Origin of the sequence: Metabacillus sediminilitoris, assembly GCF_009720625.1 — a bacterium.
Lineage (GTDB): Bacteria > Bacillota > Bacilli > Bacillales > Bacillaceae > Metabacillus > Metabacillus sediminilitoris.
Genome location: NZ_CP046266.1, coordinates 3770683 through 3784363, shown reverse-complemented (window position 1 = coordinate 3784363; position 13681 = coordinate 3770683). Strand labels below are relative to the sequence as shown.

The following is a 13681-nucleotide window of genomic DNA, read 5'->3' as shown; positions in this document are numbered from 1 at the left end:
GAGATATTAGCATTATTGCCATTCATTTCAAGTTCCTTTCATTAGGCAAAATTATCATTTCATACATAAGAATTGTGATTGTATCTATGCTAGAATAAAAGGACTTAAGTTTCAACATCTATCAAGCTTCATATGCATTAATAGAAGTGAATGTAGATTCTTCACAAATTCGACATAAATATTTCATAGATTGTTCACAAATCAATTTAGAATTATGCTTTAATATCAACAGGACTGTTTTTAAATTGTCAATTTTTTAGTATGATTAGTTATAGATATTTACTAGAATGGAACCGCCTTCATCTTTTTCTTTTAGAAAGTAAATACATATTTGCAGGATGAGACAGACTGGTAGAAAGTTTAGGAGGTAGTAAGTTGGCAGATACTAAGGTTTTTGATGAAACCTCAACAGAGCGGCAGCCTCATGATCTAAATGAAACAACGCTTTGGAAGGACTTTCTTTCTCTAATCAAGGTAGGAATTGTGAATTCGAATGCGATCACAACATTCACTGGTATATGGTTAGCCCTTTATTTTAGTGGTAAAGGATTCCTAGCTAATATAGATATTGTATTATTCACTCTTATTGGCTCTTCATTAGTGATTGCAGGATCATGTGCTATCAATAATTACTATGACAGAGACATCGATCACTTAATGGAGCGTACAAAGGAACGACCAACCGTAACTGGGAAAATGTATCCGCTTCAAGCCTTATGGGTTGGGATTTCTCTTTTAACAATCGGTTTAATATTTATGTTAGCGACAACAATAACAGCAACAATCATTTCATTGGTTGGAGTTGTTACATATGTTTTCCTATATACAATGTGGTCAAAAAGGCTGTATACAATCAATACTGTAATTGGAAGTGTTTCAGGGGCTGTCCCCCCGTTAATAGGTTGGGCAGCAGTTGATGCAGATTTAAGTGTAATTGCATGGGTTTTGTTTTTAATTATGTTTATTTGGCAGCCACCGCATTTTTTAGCATTAGCGATGCGAAGAACAGAAGAGTATCGAGCTGCTAACATTCCAATGCTGCCAGTGGTCCATGGATTTGATGTAACGAAACGTCAAATTATGATCTGGATCGCCTGCTTATTGCCATTACCATTGTATCTTTATCAACTTGGAAATGGATTTGTTATTTTTGCAACAGTGTTAAATATAGTCTGGTTTGCCATTGGATTAAAAGGTTTCAAAAATAAAGAGTTGGAGATGAAATGGGCAACAAAAATGTTTATTTATTCGATAAACTATTTAACGATTTTATTTGTTTCAATGGTGCTTTTTACCATTGTTTAATCTTGAAATTCTTTCTTAACAAAGAATTTATTTATAAAAAGAGTTCCTAAATGATTGAATGAAAGGAATTAAAAATTACTGAAAGAGGGGTTTGATTTGGCTATGAAAAAATGGCTGACAAAATGGCGTCTATTTTCACTTTTTGCACTTATGACGCTTGTCTTAGCCGGCTGTGGTGAACCGTTTCTTTCCACACTTAAACCTGCTGGTGAGGTAGCGGATATCCAGTACGACCTAATGATGTTAAGTACGATTATCATGGTTGTAGTCATTGCAGTCGTAACAGTAATCTTCATTTATGTCGTCGTAAAATTCCGTCGACGTAAAGGCGAAGAAAACAATATTCCTGTACAAGTTGAGGGGAATCATAAGCTGGAAATCATTTGGACTGTTATTCCTATTCTTTTACTACTAGTCTTAACAGTTCCTGTTGTCACTGCAACATTTAACTTGGCAGAAGTCGATGCAATTGATGATGAGAAACGTAAACCGGAAGACGCAATTGTAATAAACGTTAAAGCAAATCTATACTGGTGGGAGTTTGAATATCCGGACCATGGCGTTATTACTAGCCAGGATTTAGTTGTTCCAACTGATGAAAAAGTATATTTCAATTTAATTTCATCTGATGTTAAACACGCATTCTGGATACCATCTATTGGCGGTAAAATGGATACAAATACCGAGAATGTAAACCAAATGTGGTTGGAATTTGATTCAAAGAGAATGGATCAAGCAGAAGCTGGTGAATATTTCTATGGTAAATGTGCAGAACTTTGCGGTCCTTCACATGGTTTAATGGACTTTAAGGTTAAACCCCTTCCAAGAGATGAATTTGACCAATGGATCTCTGACATGAAGGGTGCCAAAGTTGTTGCTGGTACTGATTTAGCAAAACAAGGCGAGCAAGTTTTTGAAGAAAAAGGTTGTATTGCCTGTCACGCTGTTTCACCAACGGATGAGCGCCCAGCTGCAGCAAGAACTGCACCTAACTTAGCTACATTCGGCGAACGCGCGCGTGTTGCAGGTATTCTTGAACATAATGAAGAAAATGTTCGTGCGTGGTTAAAGGATCCAGAAAGTTTTAAACCTGGTAACAAAATGACTGGTACTTATCCAGAATTATCTGATCAGGAGCTTGATGCTCTTACAGAATACTTAATGGGACTAAAAGTCTCTAGCAACTAACTTTTTTTAGCATAATGAAAAGGGAGGTAACACTGTGAGCACGTTAACTCAGAAAAAAGGGGTCGGTGCAGTAATATGGGACTACTTAACAACAGTTGACCATAAAAAAATCGCCATCCTTTACCTGATAGCCGGTGGCTTCTTCTTCCTTGTTGGTGGATTAGAAGCATTGCTGATCCGCATTCAGCTAGCAATACCGAATAATGATTTCGTTAGTGCAGGCCTTTACAATGAAGTATTGACCATGCACGGAACAACGATGATATTCTTAGCTGCAATGCCATTATTATTCGCATTAATGAATGCAGTTGTACCATTACAAATTGGTGCTCGTGACGTATCATTTCCATTCTTAAATTCTTTAGGTTTTTGGTTATTCTTCTTCGGAGGATTATTCCTTAACTTAAGTTGGTTTTTAGGAGGTGCACCTGACGCTGGTTGGACTTCCTATGCCTCATTAGCAACCGAATCACCTGGTCATGGTGTTGACTTTTACTTACTTGGATTACAAGTGTCTGGTATCGGTACGCTTATTGCAGGTATTAACTTCTTAGCAACAATTATTAATATGCGTGCACCTGGAATGACATACATGCGTATGCCGTTATTCACTTGGACGACATTTGTTGCATCTGCACTTATTTTATTTGCTTTCCCTGCACTTACAGTAGGTATCGCATTGCTAATGTTTGACAGATTATTTGGAACAGCGTTCTTTGATCCTGCTCTAGGTGGAAATTCAATTATTTATGAGCATTTATTCTGGATCTTTGGACATCCTGAGGTATATATCTTAATCTTACCTGCTTTCGGTATTTTCTCAGATATTATACCTGCGTTTTCTAGAAAACGTTTGTTTGGATACTCTTCAATGGTATTCGCTACAGTATTAATTGGTTTCTTAGGGTTCATGGTATGGGCTCACCATATGTTTACAACTGGTTTAGGTCCGATTGCAAATGCAATCTTTGCGGTTGCTACAATGGCAATTGCTGTACCTACAGGGATCAAAATATTTAACTGGCTATTTACCATTTGGGGTGGTTCTGTAAAATTTACTTCTCCTATGATTTGGTCGATTGCTTTTATACCTTCATTCACAATGGGTGGGGTGACAGGTGTTATGTTAGCAGCAGCAGCAGCTGACTATCAGTACCATGATTCATATTTCGTTGTTGCTCACTTCCACTATGTAATCGTCGGTGGTGTAGTATTTGGAATTTTTGCAGGTGTTACATATTGGTGGCCGACGATGTTTGGTAAAATATTAAATGAAGCATTGAGTAAAATTACCTTTGTTCTTTTCTTCATTGGATTTCATTTAACATTTTTTATCCAGCATTTCTTAGGATTAATGGGTATGCCTCGTCGTATCTTTACCTTCTTGCCTGGCCAAGGCTTAGAAACAGGCAACTTTGTTAGTTCTGTCGGAGCATTCTTCATGGCAGCGGCAACAATCGTATTATTATTTAATATTGTTGTTACGTCAGCAAAAGGTAAAAAAGTTGGCAGAGATCCGTGGGGTGAAGGTCGTACTCTTGAGTGGGCGATTTCATCACCACCACCTGAGTACAACTTTAAACAAACTCCACTAGTACGTGGTTTAGATGCACTATGGATTGAAAAAATGGATGGCAAGAATGAAATGACACCTGCAGAACCACTGGGAGATATTCATATGCCTAACGGTTCAATCTTACCTCTCATTATTTCGTTAGGACTATTCGTAGCATCATTTGGTTTGTTATATCGTGAAGATTATGGTTGGGCATTACCAGTCATTATTATAGGGTTTATTATCACTTTTGCTGGAATGTTCTTCCGTTCAGTAATAGATGATCATGGCTATCATATCCATAAAGAAGATTTACTTGATGATGAAAAAGGAGGGAAAGCATAATGGCAAATGTTGAAGAAAAATTAACAGCAGAAAATTTTCCTGCATCGCCTGAAAAAGCTACCCTCGAAGGCAAAAATAAATTTACTGGCTTTTGGTTGTTCTTAGGTGGAGAGACTGTATTATTCTCATGTCTCTTTGCCACATTCTTAGCATTAAGAGACCAGTCTGCAGGTGGAGCTACAACACAGGAACTTTTTGAGATACCACTTACATTTGTTGCGACGATGTTACTATTAACATCAAGTTTAACTAGTGTGTATGCCATGTATCATATGAAGAATTTCAGTTTTGGGAAAATGCAGCTGTGGTTAGGTATAACTGTATTGCTTGGGTTGGGGTTCTTAATTTTAGAGATTTATGAGTTTAATCACTATGTTCATCACTTTGAGTTTACGATCACAAGCAGTGCACTTGGTTCAGCATTTTATACTTTAGTAGGAACGCATGGACTTCACGTTGCTTTCGGTCTATTGTGGATTACAACCTTAATTGTCCGCAATGCAAAACGTGGATTAAGTTTATATAATGCACCTAAATATTATGTTGCCAGCCTTTATTGGCATTTCATCGATGTAGTTTGGGTCTTCATTTTCACAGTTGTATACTTAATGGGAATGGTGGGATAACTGATGGCAAATAATCAAAATTCAGCAAACCCAAAAGTAGATTTAGCTTATCGACGTAAAAAAAATGCAGAAGATATGAAACATCAGGTAATTACTTTTGCCATGATGATTTTCTTAACGATTATTGCATTTATCGCAGTGGGATACGACGGAATTGGTGAGTGGTTTAAAGTTCCATTTATCATGCTTTTAGCAGTGGTTCAAGTTATATTCCAACTTTATTATTTCATGCATATGAGTCACAAAGGGCATGAGACTTCTGCCTTCTTCTTATTTTCGGGTGTAGGAGTAGCAGCTTTAACAATTTTAACCTTTGTCACCATCATTTGGTGGTAAATGTCATAAAAAAGGAGCAATTGGCCTCAAAGCTAATTGCTCTTTTTTTTGGTTGCTTTCACTTTTCTAATTTGTCATAGAACGTTCATTGAAACCGTTTAAACGGACGTGTATAATGTTCGTGAAGGACTAGCTTAAGGAGCTGATAATAGATGAGCTTTGATATATTTGGATTTCGGGCATTGTGGAGTCCATATTATTTCCTCGTTATAGTTTTAGTTACTGTTTTGTATTTTTTGATAATAGGTCCTTGGCGTTCAAGATTTATAGGAAGTACGCCGGTGGTAATGAAACAGCGAATACTTTTTGTATTAGGAATGCTTGGCTTATACATAAGCAAGGGTAGTCCGGTCGATTTGCTAGGACATATTATGTTTAGTGCACATATGACACAAATGGCCATTCTCTATTTAGTTGTCCCACCATTGCTTATTTTAGGAATTCCAAATTGGTTATGGAAAGCAATAATTGTCAGGCCGTTCATCAAGCCGGTTCTAAAATTGTTTACGCATCCAATCATTGCACTTATCGTTTTTAATGGTGTTTTTTCATGTTATCATATCCCATTAATCTTTGATTTTGTAAAAACAAACCCTTTATATCATGCAGCAATGACAACGATTATCTTCATCGCGGCTATTTTTATGTGGCTTCCATTGTTGAACGATACATTGCCTAAGTGGCAGTCGCTTTCAGGAATTAAAAAAATTGGCTACATATTTGCTAATGGAGTATTGTTAACACCTGCGTGTGGATTGATCATTTTCGCGACGGATCCCTTGTATGCGACATATTCAGAACCACAAGCATGGATAAATGCATTAAGTTTATGTGTTCCAATCGATATGCTCAACGGGTTAAATTTAACAGGGCCAGACATGTTTAATATCCTTCCATTAGTTGAAGATCAACAATTAGGCGGGATTCTTATGAAAATAATTCAAGAATTAGTTTATGGTTCAATATTAGCATATGTATTTTTCCAATGGGCAAGTAAGGAAAGACAAAAGGATGAACTTGAGGTTAAAAGTGATTTTTCTCCAGAACCGATAAAATGAAAGTAAAAGAATATATTATTTTAATAAAGGCTGACCTAATAAGTCAGCCTTTAAACCATCTATGTCCGCTATACAATGTGGAAGATGAAGGAAAGGAATAAGTATGAATACATCGATACCAATCTTACCTACAATTAGTACCAGTTTTATCGTTTTAAGTGCTGTATTTGTTGCCATTGGATGGTATTTAATTAAGCAGCGAAAAATTGAAGCACATATGAAGGTTATGTATGTAGCAGCAATATTTGCTGTGCTATTTTTTATCATCTATGCCTCTAGAACAATTTTTGTTGGGAACACTGCATTCGGAGGACCTGCAGAAGTTAAAGTTTATTATACTATTTTTCTTATTTTTCATATTACTTTAGCAACAATTGGTGCGGTGTTTGGAATTATTTCACTCATTACTGGTTATAAGAAAAATTACGAAAGACATCGTAAAATCGGACCAATAACAAGTATTATCTGGTTTTTTACTGGAATAACTGGTTTAGCTGTTTATTTATTATTGTATGTTATTTATAGTGGCGGTGAAACAACATCAGTTATTAAAGCAATCTTAGGGTTTTAAACATATTTTCTAGGTGGTTTAGAATAAAATGTTCTAAACCACTTTTTTTGTATAGTATTTATTTCTGAAAGGGGACGGAACCCGCTTATTAAGTTAGGCATACTGATTACAAAGAATGACTAGTTTTGTCTATCACATATATTTGGTTACATTAAGTTCCATCCCAATTTCTTAGGTTCATTCACATCTCTTTTATGATTAAAATCAAAAAGAGGGGAGAGAATGGTTTGATTGAAATATTAACGAATCGGCTTATGATCATTCCTTGTTCACTTGATCTTGCTAAATCTTTAGTGTTTCACCGTAAGGAGTTAAATAAGCGGTCACCTATCGAATTTCCGTATTATTGGCCATCCCCTTTTGTTAAGAGCTTTCTACCTTATTATATTGAATGTCTTGAGTCAGATGAGGTGGAACACGATTGTGGACTTTGGTTAATAATTTTGTATGAAGAAAAAAAAATAATAGGTGATATTTTAATGAAAGGAAAGCCATCTAAAGAAGGAATGGTGGAATTATGCTATCATGTAGAAGAAAAACAAGTTGATGAAACCATCGCATATGAGGCAATGGATGCATTTATTGATTGGTTAACATATCAAAAATCAGTAAAAAAAGTTGTAATGGAATGTGAGGAACAACAAAAAAAATCAATTAGACTCTTTAATAAACTTGGAATGATTTGTATGAAAAAAGAAGGAAGCTTTTTAATGTGGGAAATTCAAAAGAAAGATCTTGATTAAGTGTTGTTTAATCTTTTGATGGAAAGGGGGAATATTAATATGCCCTTTTCCATCATTAGGAGTGAAATGTAAGTGATTAGAGCGATAAGTGATCAAGACTATGATAAAGAACTAAAATTATCAGAGTATGCATTTCAGTTTACTGAAGCAGAATATGATTGGGAAGAGGCAAAAAGGAAGCTAGATAAGCAATATATACTCGGAGACTTTGAAGACTATAAATTACTGGCATAACTACATATTAATAATCTTGATGTGATGATTAAAAATAAAGGGTTTAAAATGGCTGGTGTTCCTTCTGTTGTAATTTGGCCAGAAGAAAGAAGAAATCGGAAAGTAGCAAAACTAATTCAGGCAACGGTTGATTGGATGAATAATCATGATTTACCTACATCCTTTTCAAGTTCCCTTCTATCGGGAATATGGCTGGGAGCTAATTTGCTCAAATAAAACATATATTTTTAATAAGGAAGATTTAAACTTTTTACATAATCAAAGTGGAAAAATAGTTAGAAAAACAATAAATGAAGCATTGTCTTCATTAAAAGCCTTTAATTTATTTATCAGCATGATTCGATGGTTATTAAAGTTATTTGGAAAACGTACTAAGAAGATCCACTTGCTTTTTTTCTACCAAATCCAAGAGTACAAAATGACACTCATCCTTATTTTATGGGCAGGATTGTGAATGTAAAAAGATTTTTAGAGAAATATCCGTTTTCAAAACCAAGTGAAAATCCCTTAATTCTTCATCTTTCAGATTCTATTTGTCATTGGAATAATGGAACATTTTTTATAGATGGGACATCAATAAAAGGATTTCAAAAAGAAAAGGGGTCTTGTACGAATCCTCCTTAGAGAGGATTAAGAATGGAAATTGGTACTCTAACATCAGTATTATTAGGATATAGTGATCCTTCCTTACTTTATCAATATAGGAAGATCCAAGGTGATGTAGATCAGTTAACATTGTTACAGAAACTCATTTCTCCTTCAAGAGCATCGATATTGTTTGACTTTTTTTAATAAATAATACATTATAGATAATCGAACGATATGATGAAAGCGAAGCCAAAAGTTGGCTTCGCTTTCATTTTTAAGATCAAATAACTTGATGAATAGCCTCAGATATTTGCTTTAAAAGACTTTTGCTAGTATTTAAAACAGTTGAAGGGAAGTTCTCACCCTCACCATATTCAACACCATGCGGGTAATAATGTTTTCCTAATAGCGGAGTAATCAATTTAATCACTGCATGTCTTCCACCAACATCACCTTCAATAGCATATCCTTGAACACGGAGGTAAAAAACTTCCCCTTTTGATTCAATTTTATGGTCATAAGTCACACGTTCATAATCCCATTGCCCAGCTAAAACAAATCCGTTTTCTTCCATTATTTCATTTAAGCGAGATAGATCTAACGTTAATCCTTCTAGACCAATACCTTCGATTTTCATATGTATATCCCTCCTAAAAGCCTTTTCACCATTTATATTATAGCTTAAATCTCTTTAAAAAAGAAAGTGAAACTTCTATAAGGACAATCTTCATTGTTTATGTTAGAAAATAAAAACATATCGAAAATTGGTTTATTGTTTAAATACTAGGATAAAGACTAAAATAGGTGAAAATATTACAAATTTCACTAACGTTAAAACGCTGTATGATTCAATGGAAGTTGTTTAATTTTAAGGAGAATTTAATTAGTAATTAAATTGAATCATTTGGTAAAAACTAATCATAAGGAGGAGATAGTATGCAAAGAGTGAAAGATATTATGTCTTCGAATGTAGAGTTTTGTACGCCTTTAGATAATGTCTATGAGGTTGCAGTTAAAATGAAGGATTTGAACGTAGGCGTAATACCTATTGTTGAAGATCAAAAATTAATTGGTATGATTACTGACCGAGATTTAGTTGTGAGAGGCATAGCTGAAAAACATCCTGGTTCAAATCAGGTAACAAATGTTATGACAGATCAAGTCATATCGATTGACACGAATGCTTCTTTAGATCAAGCAGCTGATATGATGGCAAAGCACCAAATAAGACGATTGCCGGTTGTTGAAAATGGAAAACTAGTGGGAATTGTTTCATTAGGAGATATATCGACAAATCTAACAACAGCTGATGAAGCTGGTCATGCCTTATCAGATATTTCAGAAACACATTGAAGTAAGGGTAATAAAAAATATGCAAGAAGGAGTGTTTTTCGCTCCTTCTTTGCAATAAAAATTCATAGAGCATTCATTTCATGACATAGATTCTCAGAAGTAGTATAATTATTATGTGTATATCTAGTAAAAATTTATGACATTTTCAATATTTATCATACTATGCAGTGTTTATCTGCACATTAGTAGGGAAAGAATAGTAACACTACTAATAATTGACAATAAACTAGTATATCAACGGTTAGTTTTCATATAATGATAGAAAGTAGATCGAAAAGGAGGGGATTAATCTGCGTATTTTTATTCGAACCGCCGTTATCTTTTTAATTATATTTCTTAGTTATACACTATTTATATATTTCGGGCAATATTCTCCTATCGAACAACATGAAGAAGAAAACGTCCAAATTTCAAACGAAGAATTATCAAAAAATAAAGAATTTAATCTGAAGGAAGAGTTACCCAAGGAAGGAATATTGTCTTTAATGAATAAATCTTCTGAAGAAATAACTGCAATGCTAGGAGAACCAGATCGAATTGATCCGTCAGCATATGATTATGATTGGTGGATTTTTGAGTCTAAAGATAATCAATATCTACAAGTAGGTGTTCTAGATCAGAAGGTTGTTACGGTTTATGGTATTGGGAGTAAATTGGCTGCAGAACCATTTAAAATTGGACAGCCTATTCAAGAAGTTTTTAAAATTGCACCTGTTTCACCTAGTATTTCACTTGAGTATGATGGGAATTCATATCGTTTTGAATTTTCCGAAGAAGATATGAACACCAGACCTACTGTGAAAATTGGTGATGTATACGTGCAATTATATATTGATAAATTTGATGGCATTTTATCAAGTATACGTGTTTTAGATACTGAAACGTTCATTAAGCAGAGATCTTATGAAGTGACATATCGTGGGGAATTATTAAAACCGAAAGAAATCGGTGACGCAAAATGGGAAAAAATAGAGACTGGTGTAGAAAAACAAATATTATCGATTACGAATATGATTCGTGATAGGCATGGTATTCCACCTGTAGAATGGGATGAAAAAACATCACAGGTTGCTTTTTTACACAGTGAAGATATGAAGGAAAATAACTATTTTTCACATGAATCTCCAACGGAAGGAACCCTGGTTGATCGTCTTGGCGAATTTGATATTAAATATGAAATGGCAGGGGAAAATATTGCAGCTCAATATGTCGATGGTATTGCGGCATCTGAAGGCTGGTTAAATAGCAAAGGACACCGTGATACAATGTTAAATGAAGAATTCACTCATTTAGGTATTGGTGTAGACGATTTATACTATACTCAAAATTTTATAAAGTCATGGAAACAATAATATAGTTTGTGTTTCTTTAACAGCTAAGAGCAAAGAATAAAATGCTTGATGGAACGAGCTAGTAGTTAAGGTATCCTTAACTACTGCTCTTGCCATTACTGTCTCGTTCTTTGCAATAGCTGTTTTTCTTTAAGAACAAATATAAAGATTTATTTCTAGATTCTGTTTCCCAACTTTGAACAAGCAATAAATTCCACTCAAAGGCTCTGTTTATGTATACAAAGTAAATAGTATCAATCTTATCCTTTAATCTAATAAGGTTCTTGTCACACAATCGTGTATCAGTACATATTTGTCATTCTAAAACCAACAAAAAATAAATTGATTAAAAGAATAGGAACCTGCACCAAATATGTTTAATATAACAAACATTTTTTGGGTGCAGATTTTTATTCTAATACCAATTTAAGAATGAAACGATAACGATATCTTGTCATTCATCCATAACTTATCCCCGATTGATGATAAAAAATGTTGCTGTACTATGTGCAATAAGGGTCCCATCATCCCGAAATACTTTTCCTTCAGTGACAACTGTTTTATTGCCTTTATGTATTGTATTACTAATACATGTCAGTTCTTTTCCGATTCCAGGTGCTACATAATTAATTTTCATTTCACTTGTTACGGCAGCTTTATCAGGCGGGAGGATGTGATGGACAAGTCCACCCATAGTAGAATCTAGTATTGTTGCTGTAATTCCTCCGTGGACAATGTTTATATCATTTTGAATGATCGGTGTGTTCGGTATTTTTATAGTAAACTGGTTGTCTTTATATTCTCCGACTGCGTGAAGAAGAGCACTGATATATGAGCCTTTTTCATTAAATTCTTTACGCTTCAGTCCTTTTAATAAGAGTTCAATAACATATTGATTTTCTTCATCTGCGTTTTGTATGATCTCTTTTGTTAATTGTAATAGCTCTTCCTTTGTCATTGTCCAAATCCTTTCCTTTTGTTAGTGATAGTTTACCAGAATTTTCATTCCTGTAGCAACGTTAAAATGGGCGAACATTCATTGCTATTACACGATAAGATATAATAGGCAAATGTATTAACGAGGTGATAATAATGACATCAAAGAAAAACCATCCATCTGTTCAACAATTTAAAGAATTTGTAAAAGAGCATCCAAAGCTCGTACAAGAGGTAAGAAAAGGAAACAAACAATGGCAGGAAGTTTTCGAAGATTGGTATTTACTTGGAGACAAAGATGTTATTTGGAAACAATATCAAGATGATCAGCCAGAAGTACAAAAGGAGGTAGAAAAGAAATCCGATTTTATGTCACAAATGTTATCAGCCGTAAAAAAAATGGATGCCAATACTGTTAACCATCATATTTCAAATATGAGCAGTACGATTTCGACGATTCAAGGTTTATTCGATCAATTTGGACTAACGAAAGGTTCATCACAAAATACTTCTAATCATAATCAACATCCCTTTTCATTTAGAAAGGATTAACTTGTACTTCATTAGTTCCACTTTAAATTTAGCTTTGTTTGTATATGAACCGGTAGGGGGATAGTATGAGAAAAGAAGTTCAAGAACATATTCGCAGCAATAAAGAATTACAAAAATTCATACGAGAGCAGCCTCAATGGTTTAGAAAACTGTCGCGGAATCCAAATGACTTAGCATCCTTAGAAATAAATATGATGAATTATTATCAAAAAACCATTCCACATAAAGTACAGCAATTTTCAAATTCAATTCAAATGGCTTCTATGATGATCGGTATGTTTAAAGCAATGAGACAGCAAGATTAAAAACGACTTGGTTAGCACAAGTCGTTTTTTTTATCGCTTACTATTCATGAATTAGCAGATCTGGGTAAACACTACAAAAAAGGAGGTCTTGGAAGAATGAAAAGGTTACTATTTTTTGGGTTAATATGTTTTTTATTATCTGGTTGTACACAAGACAAGCCAAAACCTGAAGGTTCCGTAGAAATTATCCCTCTCCAAGTAAGCAACATGAAAAATAGTGCGGTAGAAGTGGTCAGCCAGCAGCAAAATGCCACATTAACAATTAAACATCATGTCCGTAATCAAAATGTATATGTAGAGTGTTTTATCCCGCATTTTACTTTTAAAGATAAGGGTGGAAAAAGAGTGATTGGTGAAGGTCATATCGTGTTATATGTGGATGGAAAAAAGGTTGAAGATATGAATACTGCGGCTTTTATTGTAAAAGGATTAGATAAAGGTGTTCATGACATGAAAGTTGAGGTTTTTCATAATGACTCAACAAGCTATAATCTGAAAAAGTCTTGGCAGATTAATATTCAATAATGATATAAATAAATATCATTTATAAATGTAAAATTATTATTTCTTTAATCGATTTATGCAGCATAACCTGGTCAAGAATTTTTCAATTTCCGTATTTCGTGTTAAAATGAATTGCGGAGGTGCAAATACT

17 protein-coding genes and 1 pseudogene are annotated in these 13681 nt (G+C 34.3%); 16 read left to right on the top strand and 2 right to left on the bottom strand.

What is annotated here, in order from left to right; genetic code table 11:
* The first annotated feature begins 375 nt into the window (after positions 1–375).
* The 11 genes and pseudogenes from cyoE (at position 376) to GMB29_RS27485 (ending at position 8753) form a co-directional block, all read left to right on the top strand.
* A complete protein-coding gene (cyoE, locus tag GMB29_RS18120; RefSeq protein ID WP_136351366.1) occupies positions 376–1305 on the top strand; it encodes a heme o synthase in 930 nt (309 codons plus the stop codon).
* A gap of 102 nt (positions 1306–1407) precedes the next feature.
* Positions 1408–2493, top strand: a complete 1086-nt coding sequence (gene coxB / locus GMB29_RS18115) for a cytochrome c oxidase subunit II (protein WP_136351487.1) — start codon at positions 1408–1410, stop codon at positions 2491–2493.
* A 34-nt stretch (positions 2494–2527) separates the two neighbouring features.
* The gene (gene ctaD / locus GMB29_RS18110; protein ID WP_136351365.1) at positions 2528–4393 is read left to right on the top strand and encodes a cytochrome c oxidase subunit I; all 1866 of its coding nucleotides are present in this window, start codon (positions 2528–2530) and stop codon (positions 4391–4393) included.
* Positions 4393–5019, top strand: a complete 627-nt coding sequence (gene ctaE / locus GMB29_RS18105) for a cytochrome c oxidase subunit III (RefSeq protein ID WP_136351364.1) — start codon at positions 4393–4395, stop codon at positions 5017–5019. The genes ctaD and ctaE overlap by 1 nt, the downstream gene beginning before the upstream one ends.
* A gap of 3 nt (positions 5020–5022) precedes the next feature.
* Positions 5023–5355, top strand: a complete 333-nt coding sequence (ctaF, locus tag GMB29_RS18100) for a cytochrome c oxidase subunit IVB (protein ID WP_136351363.1) — start codon at positions 5023–5025, stop codon at positions 5353–5355.
* A 152-nt stretch (positions 5356–5507) separates the two neighbouring features.
* Positions 5508–6413, top strand: a complete 906-nt coding sequence (gene ctaG / locus GMB29_RS18095; protein ID WP_136351362.1) for a cytochrome c oxidase assembly factor CtaG — start codon at positions 5508–5510, stop codon at positions 6411–6413.
* Between the two features lie 103 nt (positions 6414–6516).
* Positions 6517–6984: a DUF420 domain-containing protein gene (locus GMB29_RS18090; protein WP_136351361.1), complete on the top strand. Its 468-nt coding sequence runs from the start codon at positions 6517–6519 to the stop codon at positions 6982–6984.
* 227 nt (positions 6985–7211) lie between these two features.
* Positions 7212–7727 (top strand): GNAT family N-acetyltransferase, encoded by a 516-nt coding sequence (locus tag GMB29_RS18085; protein WP_168733747.1) that lies wholly within the window; start codon positions 7212–7214, stop codon positions 7725–7727.
* Between the two features lie 72 nt (positions 7728–7799).
* Entirely contained in the window at positions 7800–7961 is a 162-nt protein-coding gene (locus GMB29_RS18080; protein ID WP_155443915.1) for a GNAT family N-acetyltransferase, read from the top strand.
* Between the two features lie 48 nt (positions 7962–8009).
* Positions 8010–8177, top strand: a complete 168-nt coding sequence (locus tag GMB29_RS18075; RefSeq protein WP_155443914.1) for a hypothetical protein — start codon at positions 8010–8012, stop codon at positions 8175–8177.
* Between the two features lie 222 nt (positions 8178–8399).
* A pseudogene (locus tag GMB29_RS27485) lies at positions 8400–8753 on the top strand (sterol carrier protein domain-containing protein).
* 76 nt (positions 8754–8829) lie between these two features.
* Here GMB29_RS27485 and GMB29_RS18060 read toward each other — a convergent pair.
* On the bottom strand, positions 8830–9186 hold the full coding sequence (locus GMB29_RS18060) for a YugN family protein (protein WP_136351357.1): 357 nt from the start codon (positions 9184–9186) through the stop codon (positions 8830–8832).
* Between the two features lie 299 nt (positions 9187–9485).
* On the opposite strand from GMB29_RS18060, the gene GMB29_RS18055 reads away from it, so the two are divergent.
* Both GMB29_RS18055 and GMB29_RS18050 read left to right on the top strand, forming a co-directional pair.
* Positions 9486–9902 carry a CBS domain-containing protein gene (locus tag GMB29_RS18055; RefSeq protein ID WP_136351356.1) on the top strand — a complete coding sequence of 139 codons (417 nt, stop codon included), beginning with the start codon at positions 9486–9488 and terminating at the stop codon, positions 9900–9902.
* A 290-nt stretch (positions 9903–10192) separates the two neighbouring features.
* Positions 10193–11254, top strand: coding sequence for a CAP domain-containing protein (locus tag GMB29_RS18050; protein WP_136351355.1), 1062 nt, complete (start codon positions 10193–10195; stop codon positions 11252–11254).
* A 448-nt stretch (positions 11255–11702) separates the two neighbouring features.
* Here the strand turns inward: GMB29_RS18050 and GMB29_RS18045 are convergent, their stop codons facing one another.
* Positions 11703–12191 (bottom strand): PaaI family thioesterase, encoded by a 489-nt coding sequence (locus GMB29_RS18045; RefSeq protein ID WP_136351354.1) that lies wholly within the window; start codon positions 12189–12191, stop codon positions 11703–11705.
* A 134-nt stretch (positions 12192–12325) separates the two neighbouring features.
* On the opposite strand from GMB29_RS18045, the gene ylbD reads away from it, so the two are divergent.
* From ylbD to GMB29_RS18030, 3 genes are all read left to right on the top strand, one after another.
* Positions 12326–12721, top strand: coding sequence for a YlbD family protein (gene ylbD, locus GMB29_RS18040; RefSeq protein WP_136351353.1), 396 nt, complete (start codon positions 12326–12328; stop codon positions 12719–12721).
* Between the two features lie 65 nt (positions 12722–12786).
* Positions 12787–13026, top strand: a complete 240-nt coding sequence (locus GMB29_RS18035) for a YlbE-like family protein (RefSeq protein ID WP_136351352.1) — start codon at positions 12787–12789, stop codon at positions 13024–13026.
* 96 nt (positions 13027–13122) lie between these two features.
* Entirely contained in the window at positions 13123–13551 is a 429-nt protein-coding gene (locus GMB29_RS18030; RefSeq protein ID WP_136351351.1) for a hypothetical protein, read from the top strand.
* Positions 13552–13681: the final 130 nt, after the last annotated feature.